Here is a 16,489-nt window from a genome sequence, read left to right as displayed (position 1 = left end):
ATATCGCCTTTTTCGATGTAGCCTGTCTTGATGGCATTACGGGTCGCGGATTCGAACATTTCGTCCGTCGTTGTGACTTTGTCGCCTTTTACCGGAATGACGCCGGAGAGCAAGCAGATCTTGGCCAGCACTTCTTCATGCTGCGTGACCGCGATAATCGGTGCCTTCGGACGGTATTTCGAAATCATCCGCGCCGTAAATCCGCTCTCCGTTGCCGTAATGATCGCTTTGGCATTCAGCACGAGGGAGGAGCTAACCGCACCCTGGCTAATAACCTCGGTAATATCGGCTACTTGCTGTCTGGATTTGAAAGTGAATTGGTCTTTATAATCGATCATCGTCTCGGCGCGGCGGGCGACTGCCGCCATCGTGCGCACGGATTCTACCGGATATTTGCCGGCAGCGGATTCGCCCGAGAGCATGACCACGTCAGCGCCCTGGATCACCGCGTTAGCCACGTCGCTCACCTCGGAGCGGGTTGGACGGGGATTGACCTGCATCGATTCCAGCATGTGCGTTGCCACGATAACCGGTTTGCCTGCCAGGTTGCATTTATCGATCATTTCTTTTTGCATCATAGGCACTTCTTCGATTGGTACTTCGACGCCAAGGTCTCCGCGGGCAACCATGATTCCGTCGGATGCTTCAATGATGTCGTCCAGGTTCTCCATGCCCTCTCCGTTTTCAATCTTGGAGATGATCTGTACATGCTCCGCGCCGCGTTCTTTCAGGATGCTGCGGATTTCGCGGATGTTGTCGCCATGACGCACGAAAGAAGCGGCAATGATCTCAATGTCGTTCTCCAGGCCGAAGCCGATATGCATGACGTCACGCTCGGTGACGCYGGGAAGCGTCGTTTTGATCCCAGGGAGGTTGACGCCTTTACGTGGTTTGAGCACCCCGCCGCTGATGATTTTGCAAAGAATGTCCGGTCCGTCGACGCGGAGAACGTTCAGGTCCACGAGGCCGTCATCGATCAAGATGCGGTCTCCCGGTTTAACCACTAGATTCAGCTCGGCATAATTGACCGAGATGCGCTGGGCATCGCCAAGAATTTCTTCGGTAGTCAGGATCAGCTCCTCACCTGGTTTCAGAAGGCAGGAAGCCTCCTTCAGCTTGCCGATCCGTACTTCAGGTCCTTTAATGTCCATCATGATCGGAACATACGTGTTTAATTCGGCTGCGGCCCGGCGAACATTCCGGATCCGGGTGACGTGATCCTCCAGCTCACCATGAGCCATATTCAAACGGGCAACGGTCATTCCCTCCTGAATCATGTTCTTCAACAGCTCAATGGAATCGCACGCGGGTCCCATCGTACAAATGATTTTAGTTTTTAGCATGGCTGTTTGTTCCTCCTTTGTATTTGTTCTCTTCTGCTTTTATACAGCATTTCGACTTCATTCAAACTTCCCTAATGATCACATTGTAGCCTGTCTTGTCGAATCATGATATGAACTATAGTACAATGGATGGATTATAGTATCGCAGTTGAGGTGAGTTATGGTCACTCCGATAGAAATAAGGCAAATTAGCGGTGTCGATTGGTATGAAGAAGCTGATCATGAGCAAAGAGCATGGCGCTTAAGCCTTGTGACATATGGAAAATGTGTATATTGGGTGAATGGCGATAAGCAAATTATGGAGAAAGGGGAATTGCTGCTTATTCCAGCCGGCGTTTCGTATTATGGCAAAAGCATCCCTACCGTGACGCACACGCAAATCGTCGTACAATGGACGGAAGGCGCCTCGACGGACTTATCCGTGCTGGATCGGAAAGAAGCCTTGAAGTTTAAACCGGGTGTTTATGAGTTAATCCGCGAACGGTTGAAGGTGATCCATCAGCAGTGGCAGGAACGCCCATCTTATTATGTCTTGATGATCGAAGCATTATTGACAGAAGTGTTGATTTATATCAGCCGTGAGCTGGACAAGGGCGTCATCACGCCGGAGAAGCACTTGCACGTGGACCGGATGAAGTCTTATATCGAGCGGCATTACCGTGAGAAAATAACGAAAGAGGAGCTGGGCGATGTCATCGGCAAAACCCCCAATTACGCAGCGGTACTCTTTAAAAGCGTTACAGGGCAGACCATCAGCCAGTACGTGCACGCTCAGCGAATCAAACGGGCAGTGTATTTGTTAACGGAATCGCAGCTGACGGTACAGGAGATTGCCGTATTTCTCGGATATCAGGACCTCTCCTACTTCTATAGAATCTATAAGCGAGTCACGGGCACCGCTCCATCGGATTTATTGCATGAGCGTCCACGAACGATATAGGAGATTTAACGCAAAAAAAGAGGGCTATCTATGCCCTCTTTCGATGATCGCTATTTTATTCCGGCGTCATTTTCGAGTAACTGCTTCACATACTGCTGCAATTTGTTTTTATCTACGCCGAGCACCTGTGCCCGACCGACCTTCTCGTTGGTCAGCAGCGAGAATGGGGGGAGCTGCTGCTGGTCGATTTTATCCAGATTCACATCAAAACCCAGAGCCATCAGCTTCAGCATTTCTTTAGGGCTTAGATCGGTTTCGATGTATGGTGCAATTGAATCCAGGATGCCGGGAAGCTTAAATAATGAGCCCGTGGTCTGCATCTTCTTGGCGACTTCCGTCATGAGAATCCGCTGTCGTTCCGTACGGGCAAAATCGGACCTGGCATCGTGCCGAAACCGGACGTATTGCAGCGCCATCTTGCCGTCGAGATGCTGCAGTCCTTGTTTTAAATCGATGTCGTACATATGCTTGTCGGCTTTACTTGTGTAATACATGTCTTTCTCCACCTCGATGTCGACTCCGTCAATGGCGTCGACCAGGGCTATGAAGCCGACAAAATCGGTGTAAACATATTTATGTATGGGCAGGTCCAGCAGATTGCTGATGGTTTGTCTCGTCAGCTCGATTCCGCCGTAAGCAAATGCCGAATTCAGTCGTCCTTTGCCATGGCCGGGGATGTCCACATAGGTGTCCCGCAAAATCGAGAATAAATGGGCTCTTTTCGTCACAGGATCGATGGAAGCCACCAGCATGGTGTCGGATCTGCCGGCATCGTCTCCCCGGGAGTCTCCTCCAATCAGAAGAATATTGATGCGTTCTTTACCCTCCCACTTGGGTATTTCAATGATTTCTTCCGTTGCGGCACCCGAAGCTTCCACTGGCTTCGCCGGATTCGAAGCGGTCGAAATTTGGTTTGAGAACTGAATGATAGCGTAGGTATAGTACGAGACAATCCCCAAGATTCCAACAGATACTAAGAGCATGGTGTATTTTAACCATTTCCTTTTCATAGTTCCTATTACATCCTTTCTGTTTGACTGACTGCATAATGGACCATTCTAGCAAAATAATGAACAAAAATCATATTTTCCCGCAGGAAACGATTCTCAAGAGGCAACAAACCTTAGATAAATAACGAGTTTGACTCTCCTCCAAGGGGAGGCCTTAGACTGGAAGTCGAAGGAGGGAACAGCATGATATTATACACGGTAAAAGAGGTTTCGGAGCTGTCCGGGGTGACCATTAAAACGCTGCATCATTATCATAAAATCGGTTTGCTTCTGCCGGCCGAGATCAGCGAAGCGGGTTATCGCTTGTACGGTGCAGCCGAGCTGGAGCGATTGCAGCACATTCTGTTTTACAGGGAAATGGATTTTCCGCTGGAACAAATCAAGGTGCTGATGGAGGAAACTCCTGAACGGCGGCAGATGCTGTTACAACAGGAGAAGTTGCTGATGGACCGCGCGGATCGATTGAATGCGATTCTGAAAACCTTAAGAATATCCATAACCAGTACGGAGGAGGGCAAGCGCATGGAGCCTCAGGAATTGTTCAAAGGTTTTGAGAGCGAAGAAGAATGGGAGGCAGCTTTAACGGAGCAGAATGAACACCTGAAAGAGCAGTATGATATGGATTTGCTCGAGGGTGAACCCGTCGATGTTCCAAGCATGAACGAGCAGGCAAGGGAAGCGGCTGCCTTTATGGCAGGCATGGCAAACGCGTTAAAAACGGGGATCAAGCACGATGATGCGCGAGTAAGAGATTCGATTCGCGATCATCTGCAGTTTATGAATGAGCAGGGCCACGCCTTTACGGCTGCGGATTTAGCGGGTCAAACGAAGTTTTTCCTGAATGACGACTTTCATCTCCGGATGCTGGAAGAGCAGCAGACGGGGCTGGCTTATTATCTGCATGCGGCTGCGGAGGCGTACGCACAACAGACATAATACAGGCCGTTCTCCATCGATCAAGACCGCCGAAATCGCGGTCTTTTTTGCTATGTCTATGATTTATTGTCCAAACCTCGCGAGATGGCATTCCATATGATGTCTGGGAGACAAGTTTATGGGGGGCTGGACATGATAACGATTAGTTTGTGCTTGATTGTAAAGAACGAGGAGCAAGTGTTGGATCGGTGCTTAAACTCCGTTAAGGATGTCGTTGACGAAATTGTCGTCGTAGATACGGGGTCATCGGACCATACGCTCGGAATTGCAGCCAAATATGAGGCTCGAATCTTTCATTTTGATTGGATCGACGATTTTTCCGCTGCAAGGAACTATTCGTTCTCTCATGCGACGAAGGAGTATATCTTATGGCTGGATGCGGATGATTGGCTGCAGCCGGCCGATCTCGAAAGGTTCAAGGCACTCAAACAAAATTTGGACCCGGCGGTGGACTCCGTATGCATGGATTACTACCTTGCCTTCGATCCGTTGGGGAAGCCCACCGCAGTTGTTAAAAGAAACCGGCTGGTGAAGCGTTCTAGGCAGTTTCAATGGCGTGATCCTGTGCATGAGCATTTAGAGGTTGAGGGAAATATCATGTTATCCGACATTGCCGTTAGTCATGGACGCGTACACACGGACTCCGGGCGGAATTTGCGTATTTATGGGGCCCATCTTGCGAAGGGAGGCACCCTCTCCAAGCGCCAGTTGCTGCATTATGCAATGGAATTGTCTGCGAGCGCCTATTATGACAAGGCCATTGAAATATATGAAACGATTATTCATGATCCGGTCAGCTATTTTGAGGAAAAACTGGATGCGTGTGATCGCATGGCGCATTGTTACCACGAGATGGGACAAAAAGAACAAGAACTGCAATCTCTGTTAAAGACGTTTAATTATGACGTGCCGCGGGCCGACTATGTATGCCGGATCGCGTACTATTTCCAAGAGCTCAAGGATTATGAAAAAGCGGTTCACTGGTACGAATTGGCGCTCAAGCTGGAGATGCCAGGGGATCGATTATACGGCGTTAATCAAGCGGCCTGGACATGGTTTCCCCATTTGCAGCTGACGTATTGTTACGGAAAATTAGGGCAGTTGGAGCAGGCTTACGAACATAATGAAAGGGCTCTTTCTTACGCTCCGGATGATCCGGACATCTTATACAACAAGCATTTGCTGGAGGAGAAGCTCCGCTGCAAGTGATATGCGGCTCTAACCGCCGCCCTGTCGTTCTGTCATGTTGGAGTACTGGATCGTGCCTTTTTTATGTCGTTTGGGCATATACCGTTTCTGCCAAATCTATGAATCGATATACTACTATGAAACTAGTTTCGTAGAGAATATGGATAGAACGACAGGAGGAGAGTGAAATGGCATTCAAACGATCAGGGTCCAGAAAACTTGTCTACAAGAAAACGCTCAGTAAGCATACCGCATCCAAGAAGAAGCGTGTCGGCAAAATAAGAAAATCCGCGTTTAGAGCAGTCTCCGGCATCGACCAAGAAATCAATGACGGCGTATTCAGCAAAGTCCAATATCAAGTTGAAGAACTGGATCTTAAGAATGAATACAATTCATCAACATCGACCTTCACTCCTAAGCAAAGAGGTATCTACTCCCTGTTGGCCAGCGTTTCTTTTACAACGATCACGCTTACGCCTGTTCGAATGGATTTGGAGATTCGGGTTAACGGCGTCCCGAGAATATCGGAGGAAGAAAACTTTGAGCCGAGAACAGGGAAAATTGATGCCGCCGGACTGATACCATTAATGGCTCGCGATCGAGTGGAGGTATTTGCAAGGGCAACCGGAGAAAACGGCACAATTCTCAGCGGATTCGCTACCCGGTTTGAAGGGGTCCGTATCAATTGATATAGCAGTATAGATTGATGATTCAGCCGCGCGGGTCGCGGCTGTTATCATGTTAACGGTACATAGAAGCTGGGAACATTATGAGTTACCGCTGTTTAATATCGATCGGACCGGGTAAAAAATAATCGGACTTACCATGACGCATACGAGGAGGACGATATGGATGTTTATTCACATGAAAGAACTTCAGTTCCGGGCCAAACCTGAGAAGCCGGATCCGGTATACGCGAGAAAGCTTCAAGAGGTGCTGGGTGGCCAGTATGGTGAAATGTCCGTCATGATGCAGTATCTCTTCCAAGGATTTAACTGCCGGGCAGACCGGAAGTATCGGGATATGCTGCTGGATATCGGGACCGAGGAGATTGGCCATGTCGAGATGTTGAGCACGATGATAGCCCAGCTTCTTGACGGCGCTCCTGCGGATCAAGTCGATGAAGCGGCGAAGGACCCGATGATTGCCGCCGCACTCGGAGGCATGAATCCTCAGCATGCAATCGTATCGGGACTCGGGGCAACCCCGACGGACAGCAACGGATATCCATGGAACAGTAAGTACATCATAGCGAGCGGAAATCTGCTGGCTGACTTCCGTGCGAATCTGAATGCCGAATCGCAAGGTCTGCTTCAGGTCGTCCGTTTGTATGAGCAGACGACGGATCCTGGCGTTCGGGACATGCTGTCCTTCATGATAGCCCGTGATATCATGCACCAGAACCAGTGGCTGGCCGCGATTGAAGAGATCGAGGCCATTGAAGGTCCAATTGCTCCTGCTTCGTTTCCGCGCGAACGCAGCGTAGAAGAAGCTACACGCCAATTCATGAATTTTTCGGTTGGGGAGGAGAGCAGTGCGGGACGCTGGGCGAACGGACCGCTGCCGGACGGTACCGGCGATTTCGAATATGTGGCTAATCCGACAGCCTACGGCGACGCACCCGTATTAAATCCTCCGGCAAAACACCAGCATTCTACGCTTGGCACAGGTCCATATGTGGTGAATGAAGGATTTGAAAAGTAATGTTTAATTGTTTACGGATGGGTTAAATACATGACATAGCAGCAACAAAAAACAACTTAGGAGTGATGAACAATGGCTAACAACAACGGCAACAAAATGAGCAGAGAAGAAGCGGGACGCAAAGGCGGCGAAGCAACGGCCAAGAATCACGACAAGGAGTTTTATCAGGAAATCGGCCGTAAAGGCGGAGAATCCCGCGGCAATCAAAACAATAACGATTAAATGTAATCTACAAATCAAAAAATAGCAAGCTTAAAAAAGCAGCGGCGGTTCCGGTTAAACGGAATCCGTCGCTGCTTTATTTTTGTGCTGATCGCTGGTTCCAAGCACGGTTGCAAAGATACATCAAGCCAACTTGAAGTCAAGTCCACCGCGCAGCCCATAGCTTCATTTCCTTGCAGATGACATGCAGGTCCATGCCTTTCGGCGTCAGCGTGTATTCCACCGTAACCGGAACGGTAGGGAATACTTCGCGTTCAAGAACGCCCTGCTCTTCCAGATGGCGGAGCGTCGTGGTCAGTGCCCGCGGGCTGACATTCGGGATTTGCCGCTGCAGCTCGCCAAAACGCTTCGTGCCGCCAAAGAGCTCGCGGATGACGAGAAATGCCCATTTTCCGCCTAAGACCAACAGTGTTTTTTCGATATTACATTCGATATGTTCGGGTGTTTTCGGTATGTAACTGCTCGATTTATTTCCCATATGGGTAGGCTCCTTCCGGTATTCTATTAACTATACTCAAGTATATCAACTATCCTCTCTATAATATAGTGAAGAACATTTCACTTCTTCCCTGAGAGTAGGAACTACTTTAGAATAGAAAATGCAGCATCCAAGTTATTCGATTGAAGGAGGAATTGCCATGAAATACAGAAGATTAGGACGCACAGGTCTCAAGGTTAGTGAGATCAGCTTGGGAAGCTGGCTTACATACGGTGGTTATGTGGAACGCGAGAACGCGGTAAACGCAATTAAAACGGCTTATGATCTGGGCATTAACTTTTTTGATACGGCGAATGTATATGAAAAAGGTGCAGCCGAAGTGTTGGTTGGCGAAACCCTGAAAGCGTATCCGCGCGAGTCTTACGTGCTGGCGACCAAGGCATTTTGGCCCATGGGCGATGGCCCGAACGATCGCGGCTTGTCCCGCAAACATATTATGGAGCAGGCACATGCCAGCTTGAAGCGGCTTAACCATGATTACGTGGATATTTTCTATTGCCATCGACATGACCCGGAAACGCCGCTTGACGAGACGCTCCGCGCGATCGACGACCTTGTTCGCCAGGGCAAGGTGCTTTATGTCGGCGTCAGCGAGTGGCAGGCATCGCAAATCGCGGAGGCATTGACGGTAGCGGATCGTTACCTGCTCGACCGCATCGTGGTCAATCAACCCATCTACAATATGTTTGAACGTTATATTGAAAAGGAAATCATTCCGCTCAGCGAGCGTTCCGGCATTGGGCAGGTCGTATTTTCCCCGCTGGCACAAGGCTTGCTAACAGGCAAGTATACTTCGGCTTCCGATATTCCTGAGGGCAGCCGTGCCGCGAAGCTGGAGTGGATGCGCAAAGGCATTACCGAGGAGAAAATCGCGAAGGTTCGCGAGCTGGAGAAGATTGCGGGTGAGCTTGAAGTGTCGGTGGGCAATCTGGCGCTTGCCTGGATTCTGCGCCAGCCGAACGTAGCCAGTGCGCTTGTCGGCGCAAGTCGTCCGGAGCAGGTAACCGAGAACGTGAAGGCATCCGGCATTGAGCTCAGCGATGATGTTCAAACTCGTATTGAAGAGATTTTGAAATAGGGAAGTAGTTCAAGGGTAATCTAAGCTTCAGTGCCGTCTAAATAATAGTTTCTAARTCAAGATGAAAAAACAGAGCTGCGCCAAAGGGGCAACCATCCCTAGCGCAGCTCTTCGATTTGTAATAACGCTGTTTACCCCAGTCGATAAGTCGCGAACGGCTTGGCATAAACAAAGTCGTCGCTGATTTCATCCAGGCTGGAACCTAGTGTCTCATCGATCTCAATCTCCAGGCTCTTCAAGTTATCGTCCAACTGCTCGGTTTTCGTAGCTCCGACAATGACAGTGGAGACAGCAGGACGATTCATCAGCCAGGCCAGGGATAGGGCGCTTGGAGAATGACCATGCTCTGCAGCCAACTGGCTGACCTGCTGCCCAAGCTTCAGATTGCGATCTTCCAGGAAGCGATTGAAGTTCGGGTCCGTTTCCGCACGGGAGCCGGAAGGCGTGCTGGCGCCTTGACCGTATTTACCGGTGAGAATGCCCCCGGCCAGCGGGAAATACGGGATGATGCCAACGCCCTGATCGAGGCAGAGGGGAACAAGCTCCAGTTCCGGCGTACGGTCGGCAAGGGAATAACTCGTTTGGGTGGATACATACCGGGCGTATCCGCGAAGCTCGCTGATCCCGAGCGCCTTCATAATTTCCCAGGCGGCATAGTTGGAAGCGCCGATATATCGGACCTTGCCCGACGATACCATATCATCCAGCGTGCGTAAGGTTTCCTCGAGGGGAGTATGCGGATCAAACGTATGAATCTGATACAGGTCCACATAATCGGTTTTTAGCCGCTTTAAGCTGTCCTCCAGTTCTTGCTGCAGATGATAGCGGGAAGAACCGCGTTCGTTCGGCCCTTGGCCACTTACGAGCCCGGCTTTCGTGGCTAATACGACGTTATGGCGTTTGCCGGCGAGCGCCTCTCCGATGATGCGCTCGGATTCCGAGCCTGCATAAATATTAGCGGTATCGATGAAATTGATGCCGTGGTCCAGTGCATGGTCAATGATGCGGGCGGATGTCCCTTGATCAGCCCTTTTGCCAAAAGCGTTCGTGCCCAGACCGAGCTGCGAAACCTTCAGTCCGCTGTTGCCAAGACGGCGGTAGTTCATCTTGATCCACTCCTTTATGTATTGATTTTCCTATAGTATAAACATGATTCCGGAATCGGTTCAAATGAATCGAACGCAAAAGAATGATATAGATGTAAGATTGTTATATCTTATAGCCTAATCGAAAGCGGAATGTACGCAAATACTAAAGGTCTTTCGAATGCCTTAGGACTCCTTGCGATAGGCTCAATATTACGATAGGATAGTTACGAACCATTTGGAAGGGGGATAATCATATGAATGAAGCGATTTTTAACCAATTGGATTTTGCCAGAGGCGGGACCTTAAAGTCGGTAGAAAATCTAACGGAGCAAGAGGCCGATATCATCCCGGAAGGATTTGCGAACAGCATTCGCTGGAACCTGGGACATATCTACACCGTGCATGAGCAGTTCGCATTTGCGACTGCGGGCGAGCAGCCCCGACTTCCAGAAGGATTCGAGGCGTGGTTTGCAACCGGAACCAAACCGGCCGATTGGACGTCGAAGCCGCCTGCGATTTCCGAACTGGTAGAGCTTTTGCAGGAGCAAACGACCCGAATTCGTGAAACCTTCTCGAATCGCCTCGACCAGGCTTCAGCTCATCCGCTGACCATCGGTCCCCTGACGTTCCAAACCGTGGGGGAATTTCTAGTGTTCAGCTTGTATCATGAAGGGATGCACACGCAGACGATTAAGGCATACAGAAAATTAATAAAGTAACGATGAAAACGAAGCGATAGAAGAGTGCCCTCGCGCATCCCTTCTATCGCTTTTGTTTGTCGCTGCGGTGATCGATCCTTATAATGGAATCAGGCACAGATGGGGATCATCGATTGGAGGATGTAATTATGGCGATTGAAATCGAACGCAAATACCTATTGGAGGCTTATCCGGAAGACTTGATATCGGAAGGAAGCATCGTGGTCGAGAAGGAGCAGTTCATCGAGCAGACGTATTTGGCGCTGGATGGGGATCAGGAGCTTCGTGTCCGCAAAATAACGGATCTGACATCGGGACAGGTTGAATTCACCCATACGTTCAAAAAAGGGTGGGGAATTGCCAGGGAGGAAGTAGAGTTCGCCATTTCCGAAGGACTCTATGACCAAGTGGTGAAGGCGCATGGCGCGATTCCGCTGACCAAGAGACGGGTTACCGCCCGCTTAGGGAACACGATCATCGAAATCGACGATTATGCGCAGATTCAATTGCTGGTGCTGGAGGTAGAGTTTCCTTCCATAGAAGCTGCAGACGGCTTTGTACCGCCGGCGTGGTTTGGACAGGATATCAGCACGGAGAAACAATACAGCAACAAGAAGGTATGGCGGGAACTGCAGCAGCAAGCTGGCAGGGAATCGTAGCAGAAACCAAGCCCCTGAAATCGGCCCCTAGTAAGGTTCAATAAAAAACTGCCGGGCACTAAGCCCGGCAGTTTTGTTTGTGCGAGAAGGGTGTATCCTTATTATTTCGTGCGCCCATAATGCTTTCCGTAAGAGAGAACCTTATGGTACAGACTCCGATCCTTTAACGTTTTGAGCGGATAAATTTGCGGTCTGGTGTTCACCTCGAGAATCCATGGTCTGCCATTGGAATCCACAGCTACATCGAGTCCCAGCTCTTTGAAACCGCGATAATGGCGGTCGAAGTTTTTGCCAACGGCCACGCCAAGTCCTTTGAGCTCGGACTCCAGCTGCTGGGTGAAGGCCGAGTTGAAATTGGTGCCGCTCATCGTTTTGCGGAACGTTCCAATGGTGCCGCCTTGATTATAATTGGTTGCGACTTTGTTAGGGTTGCCGACTTTGGTGAATAAGGCGGTGCTCACCCAGGCTCCCTGCTTAGTCTTCTGGACCATCACCCGGATATCGAATGGCTTGCCATTGCTTTTGGCCAAACGAATTCCTTTTTGCAGCAGGTAGGGTCTGCTCCCGGCAAAGCGGTTCAGATCACGGTACAATTGAGATGAGCTGGAGTACGACGTTTTCTTGGTATTCAGCTGGCTTTGGTAGCCCCCGTCCGTTTTGCGGATTCGGACGATGTTTACACCGCCTGAACCATCCGTAGGTTTGAAGAAAACCGTGGTGTAGTCCGCCAGCATAGCGTTCAGGTTTTTTTTGCTGAACGGCAATGTGTGCGGTACGTATTGTCTGAAATAAGAATCTTCGTTTAACCATTTCGTTTTCTTCCATTTGCTCTTGATGGTACTGCTTTTATATTTCATAGTTAAGAGGCTCACCTCTCTCTTTTTTGTTCAGCATATGCCGAAAAAGTAGAGCAAGCCTCCACGTTGGCCTTGAACCAAGCTATGTACTTGAAAGAATTTTTTTATCGAAAATAATAAGATGATAAATAAGACTGCTGCGACTGGATTGAACAGGGAAACATCATCTACTATAATCAAATAGATCTGATGAAAGAAGGAGAGAATTTCCAGGTGCGAAGCCCACTCATTGCTTACTGTCTTTCCAAGAAAGCTGCATCCGAAGACTATCCGTTCGGACCGCTTCCGATCGTCATGAAAGTCGAGGGCAAAATGTTTGCCCTGATTACCACAACGGCAGGAGAGAAGGTCAGCCATATATCCCTGAAATGCGATCCGGTGATCGCAGAGAATTTGCGTCAGCAGCATGACGTGGTGCAGCCCGGATATCATCTCAACAAGAAACATTGGAATACGGTTGCCGTGGACGGTTCCTTAACGGAAGCGGACCTGCACGATATGATTGATCATTCCTATGATTTGGTGCTCAAGAGCTTACCTAAAGCTCAGCGCGTTGCAATCGCTCAGCGGCTGGTCTGAAGCCTGCTGAAATGATTCATCGCCCTGTGGCAGAGTGGAGGCAGGAAAACATCCATTTGCCAGAGGGCGATGATTAGAGGATACCATCAAACCTGTTCCAACCTATCCGCAGGAAGGTTTCGTATCAGAATGGTCTCATTCCCAACGTATCTACTTTCTCTCCGGTAATATCAACGCCCATACGGCTTGTAATATCGCGGTAATGGCCGGCGCGCCGCTGCACCGGGCTGCCCTCGGTTTCACCGAGGTTGGCTTCCAGGCCGTTCAAGACCATTACGGTCGTACCGAAGCCGGGATCGCCAAGCCCTCTGAATTTCTCGAGCGGGGAAGGCTTCCATCTGCCAACCATGACGTCGTGGGCGGAAGGCTTCGGGTCTTGCGGCGTCATCCAGAACAGGATGGCGGTCATGTAGCCGATCTTACCGTCAGCGGCAACGATCTCCGGATGGTCCAGCAGCACGCTTTTGTCTCCATAGATGATGGAACTGAACAGGCCGTAGTTAAAGTTCCAGCTGAGCATGATCGGTCCCCGTCCATAATAGCGTTTGTCTGGTGTTCCGGGATACAGCTCAGCGCTGGCAGGATCGACGAAGGCGTCTTTATTAACGCCAGTCCGGCCGGCGATGTTCTCGTTCCAGAACAAACCCCAACGGAGCGGTCCTCCCGGGGCGGTAGCCCAGCCTCCGCCCGTCTCGTGGGACAGATTGGCGAGGAAGGCTGCCAGTTCGCGCTTACGGTCCTTCTTGACCCCTTCCTTCAGGAAAGTGCCGCCATCAATGATAACGGTTTCAATCGTTTTGTTAAGGTTCTCAGACGAATGGAAGTCAGCTGAACGCACAACGAGTGTTTCAACGCGGGCGTCCTTGTCTAATCGGTAAATCTCCTGTGCGGAAGGAGTTCCTTGCCGCGTGCTGATCTTGATCTTAAGATTGGAGACCTCCGCGACCGCGTTGATGAGATTATCGTATGAGAAATAGTCCGTCTGATCGGCTTTGTAGTATTCTTTGCCACTGGCGACTTTAAACCATTCCGCCGAACCCAGCCGATAAGGGAACAACGCCTCGAAATCTTCCTCTGATAGCAGCGCTTTAACGGCTGCAATCGCCTTCTCCGGAGTGTAATCCGGATCGAGGCCGTCCCAGTTCTGGTCGATCTCCTTGCGGCTGATCAGCCTATGCTCCCCGATCACCAGGGAATCGATTGGATTCTCCGTGATTTGTGCTGGAGCCGAGGTGCCGGATCTAGTACTGGCTGCCGAATGAGTGGAAGATGCATCGGCTTGGGGCGCTTCATCGGCTGCAAAGGCATGAAGCGGGGGCATGAGGAGGGTAGCGCCGAGCGCTGCAATCATACTTCGCTGGATCATCTTGTGAGATAACGGATATTTCCACACGGTCATACACATTCTCCTCTGCATCATTGGGATTGGATTACACTGCCATCATATATACGGTATGTTTTTTTGTACATAGTCAGGAATTCCCACGATGTAACGCACAGTTGACACTGAAGGGAATCTCTGGCGGGACCAAGCCGGGGGAAATATGACGATAGGCAGGGGATATGCTGTGGAATGGCCAAGGATGCCGTCGAAGTTCGAATACCGGCATTCGCAGCGCCCTCCAACTTGATGACTAGTTTTTTCACGTAAAAACATTATAATGTTATTATGTTTTTGATTCTATGAATCTATGATTCTAATGAAAGGATCCTTCACTTCATTTTGTTCTGTTCATTTGCGTAATTTCATATATATATTAGAGATTCATCATCTTATAGACGAAGAAGGGTTAACTGACATGAGTTTATTTGTTCGCGAAAAAGGGTTCTACAAAAGTTTTTTCTGGCTGACGCTTGTCATCGGGATGCAGAACCTGATATCGGTCGGCGTGAATTTGTCGGACAACGTCATGCTGGGAGGATACAGTGAATCGGCGCTATCGGGCGTTGCCCTCGCGAACCAGATCCAATTCCTGCTGCACATGCTGGTTTTGGGCGTATGCGAAGGATTGGTCATCATGTCATCCAGATTCTGGGGTGCGAAGGATTTAGGCTCGATCAAAAAAGCGGCAAGCATCGGCATGCGCATGGCGATCTTCCTCAGTATTGTGTTATGGATCATCGTGTTCTTTTTCCCGCATGAGGTATTGTCTTTGTTTACGAAGGAAGAGAATGTCATCGCCGCCGGCGTGGACTATTTACGAATCATCTGTTTCTCTTATATCTTCTTTGCCGTCACCAATTCCTTGCTGGCTTCACTGCGAAGCGTGGAAACGGTAAAAATCGGCTTTGTGGTATCATTATCGACCTTGATAATCAACATCTGCCTGAACTATATCCTCATCTACGGGTATTTGGGTTTCCCTGAACTGGGCGTGGCCGGATCGGCAATCGCTACCCTGACGGCAAGAATCATTGAATGTGTGATCGTCATCGTTTATATTAAGCGGTTCGACCGTAAAATCTTGTTAAAAATGCAGGATTTCCTGCAGTTCGATATGGAGCTCTTCAAACAGTACATTCGCGTTGGCTCCCCGATTCTGATGTCCAACACGATATGGGGGCTTGCCATGGCGGCACAAACCGCCATCCTGGGGCATATGGGAGAATCGGCGATCGCCGCCAACAGCATTGCCACAACGATTTTCCAGATGGTGACAGTCATCGTATACGCTTCGGCCAGCGCAACGGCTGTGCTGATTGGGAAGACCATCGGAGAAGGTTTGATGGACAAAATCATATCCTATGCCAAAACGCTGCAGATTCTGTATATCCTTCTTGGCTTGCTGACGGGCGCCGTGCTGTTTGTGATTAAGGATTTCGTGCTGGGCTTCTACTCCATTTCCGATGAGGCGAAGACACTCGCGCTGCATTTCATGACGGTGTTGTCGATCACCGTCGTCGGAACGGCTTATCAGATGCCGGCATTGACGGGCATTGTGCGAAGCGGGGGAGACACCCGCTTTGTGCTCTACAATGATTTGATTTTTATGTGGCTGATCGTGCTGCCCTCATCGGCATTATGCGCGTTTGTATTCCACTTACCACCGCTCGCCATATTCATTTGCTTGAAGTCCGATCAGATTCTGAAGTGTTTTGTGGCGATCGTGAAGGTCAACCGATTCAAATGGATACGATCCTTCAGTTCATGATGGGTAGACGGCAGTCATAAGATAAGGAAATCCATAGAGTAAAAAAACCTCGGGAATGCGTATCCCGGGGTTGAGTGCAATGAATGAGATGGAATCAGCTGCTGTCCTTTCATCTTTCAAAGACCGTGAAGATCTGTCCCGCGGTGAAGCGGCAGAGCTGATCGATTGATCGCCAAACAAAGACTCTTTAATAATGGAGGAAGGTTCGAGAAGCATCTCATATGTTGCTTGCTTCGTCTAAATAGAAATCAAGTTTTTAAAAGGGTGCCATCAGGCATCCTTTTTTTTGGAGGTATGTTTGTAGGATACCGAGAATTTGAAAATAATGCGTTTTCATCCTGATCCCTGTCGAAAACGTTTGATCAAATGTTGGCAAATTCCGAACATTATCGACATTTGGATAAGGTAATGTTCTGTGATATCCGCAGTTTTCCACCAAATTTTTGCTAAAAAACACATTAAACTACATAAAACGCTAAAATTTTTGTTTTGACATCTGCTTGTCTATACCATAGGATAATAGTATAAAAAGTGCT

16 protein-coding genes and 1 pseudogene are annotated in these 16,489 nt (G+C 49.4%); 11 read left to right on the top strand and 6 right to left on the bottom strand.

Annotated elements, in window-relative coordinates:
• The coding region (pyk, locus tag ACPV3A_RS23100; protein WP_426201415.1) for a pyruvate kinase at positions 1-1,343 on the bottom strand (1,343 nt) is incomplete at its 3' end.
• A gap of 160 nt (positions 1,344-1,503) precedes the next feature.
• Here pyk and ACPV3A_RS23095 point away from each other — a divergent pair.
• Complete coding sequence (locus ACPV3A_RS23095) at positions 1,504-2,283, top strand: AraC family transcriptional regulator (protein WP_194541217.1); 780 nt, start codon at positions 1,504-1,506, stop codon at positions 2,281-2,283.
• Positions 2,284-2,333: 50 nt separating this feature from the next.
• Here the strand turns inward: ACPV3A_RS23095 and ACPV3A_RS23090 are convergent, their stop codons facing one another.
• Positions 2,334-3,293: an LCP family protein gene (locus ACPV3A_RS23090; protein ID WP_426201413.1), complete on the bottom strand. Its 960-nt coding sequence runs from the start codon at positions 3,291-3,293 to the stop codon at positions 2,334-2,336.
• 186 nt (positions 3,294-3,479) lie between these two features.
• Here ACPV3A_RS23090 and ACPV3A_RS23085 point away from each other — a divergent pair, with 186 nt between their 5' ends.
• From ACPV3A_RS23085 to ACPV3A_RS23065, 5 genes and pseudogenes are all read left to right on the top strand, one after another.
• A complete protein-coding gene (locus ACPV3A_RS23085) occupies positions 3,480-4,229 on the top strand; it encodes a MerR family transcriptional regulator (RefSeq protein ID WP_426201428.1) in 750 nt (249 codons plus the stop codon).
• Between the two features lie 132 nt (positions 4,230-4,361).
• A complete protein-coding gene (locus tag ACPV3A_RS23080; RefSeq protein ID WP_426201411.1) occupies positions 4,362-5,438 on the top strand; it encodes a glycosyltransferase in 1,077 nt (358 codons plus the stop codon).
• A gap of 167 nt (positions 5,439-5,605) precedes the next feature.
• Entirely contained in the window at positions 5,606-6,106 is a 501-nt protein-coding gene (locus tag ACPV3A_RS23075; protein WP_194541221.1) for a hypothetical protein, read from the top strand.
• A 163-nt stretch (positions 6,107-6,269) separates the two neighbouring features.
• Complete coding sequence (locus tag ACPV3A_RS23070) at positions 6,270-7,121, top strand: manganese catalase family protein (RefSeq protein ID WP_194541222.1); 852 nt, start codon at positions 6,270-6,272, stop codon at positions 7,119-7,121.
• 72 nt (positions 7,122-7,193) lie between these two features.
• Positions 7,194-7,340 (top strand): annotated as a pseudogene (locus ACPV3A_RS23065) (KGG domain-containing protein); the annotation flags it as partial.
• Positions 7,341-7,482: 142 nt separating this feature from the next.
• Here ACPV3A_RS23065 and ACPV3A_RS23060 read toward each other — a convergent pair.
• The gene (locus tag ACPV3A_RS23060) at positions 7,483-7,821 is read right to left on the bottom strand and encodes a winged helix-turn-helix transcriptional regulator (RefSeq protein ID WP_071221283.1); all 339 of its coding nucleotides are present in this window, start codon (positions 7,819-7,821) and stop codon (positions 7,483-7,485) included.
• Positions 7,822-7,981: 160 nt separating this feature from the next.
• Between ACPV3A_RS23060 and ACPV3A_RS23055 the strand changes: the two genes are divergently transcribed.
• A complete protein-coding gene (locus ACPV3A_RS23055; protein ID WP_194541223.1) occupies positions 7,982-8,920 on the top strand; it encodes an aldo/keto reductase family protein in 939 nt (312 codons plus the stop codon).
• Between the two features lie 131 nt (positions 8,921-9,051).
• Here ACPV3A_RS23055 and ACPV3A_RS23050 read toward each other — a convergent pair whose 3' ends face one another.
• Complete coding sequence (locus ACPV3A_RS23050; RefSeq protein WP_426201407.1) at positions 9,052-10,026, bottom strand: aldo/keto reductase; 975 nt, start codon at positions 10,024-10,026, stop codon at positions 9,052-9,054.
• A 236-nt stretch (positions 10,027-10,262) separates the two neighbouring features.
• Between ACPV3A_RS23050 and ACPV3A_RS23045 the strand changes: the two genes are divergently transcribed.
• Positions 10,263-10,727: a DinB family protein gene (locus ACPV3A_RS23045; RefSeq protein WP_339222160.1), complete on the top strand. Its 465-nt coding sequence runs from the start codon at positions 10,263-10,265 to the stop codon at positions 10,725-10,727.
• A 128-nt stretch (positions 10,728-10,855) separates the two neighbouring features.
• Positions 10,856-11,365, top strand: a complete 510-nt coding sequence (locus tag ACPV3A_RS23040; protein WP_194541226.1) for a CYTH domain-containing protein — start codon at positions 10,856-10,858, stop codon at positions 11,363-11,365.
• Between the two features lie 101 nt (positions 11,366-11,466).
• Here the strand turns inward: ACPV3A_RS23040 and ACPV3A_RS23035 are convergent, their stop codons facing one another.
• Entirely contained in the window at positions 11,467-12,222 is a 756-nt protein-coding gene (locus ACPV3A_RS23035) for a YheC/YheD family protein (protein WP_194541227.1), read from the bottom strand.
• A 213-nt stretch (positions 12,223-12,435) separates the two neighbouring features.
• Between ACPV3A_RS23035 and ACPV3A_RS23030 the strand changes: the two genes are divergently transcribed.
• Positions 12,436-12,801: an MmcQ/YjbR family DNA-binding protein gene (locus tag ACPV3A_RS23030; RefSeq protein WP_426201404.1), complete on the top strand. Its 366-nt coding sequence runs from the start codon at positions 12,436-12,438 to the stop codon at positions 12,799-12,801.
• Positions 12,802-12,925: 124 nt separating this feature from the next.
• Here ACPV3A_RS23030 and ACPV3A_RS23025 read toward each other — a convergent pair whose 3' ends face one another.
• Positions 12,926-14,200: a chitinase gene (locus ACPV3A_RS23025; protein ID WP_426201402.1), complete on the bottom strand. Its 1,275-nt coding sequence runs from the start codon at positions 14,198-14,200 to the stop codon at positions 12,926-12,928.
• Between the two features lie 400 nt (positions 14,201-14,600).
• Between ACPV3A_RS23025 and ACPV3A_RS23020 the strand changes: the two genes are divergently transcribed.
• Positions 14,601-15,953, top strand: coding sequence for an MATE family efflux transporter (locus ACPV3A_RS23020; RefSeq protein ID WP_194541229.1), 1,353 nt, complete (start codon positions 14,601-14,603; stop codon positions 15,951-15,953).
• The last annotated feature ends 536 nt before the right edge of the window (positions 15,954-16,489 follow it).

Origin of the sequence: Paenibacillus sp. Dod16 (genome assembly GCF_049893405.1) — a bacterium.
Taxonomy (GTDB): Bacteria; Bacillota; Bacilli; order Paenibacillales; family Paenibacillaceae; genus Paenibacillus_AQ.
The sequence above is the reverse complement of the archived record's forward strand: the minus strand, read 5'-3'. Positions and strand labels throughout refer to the sequence as shown.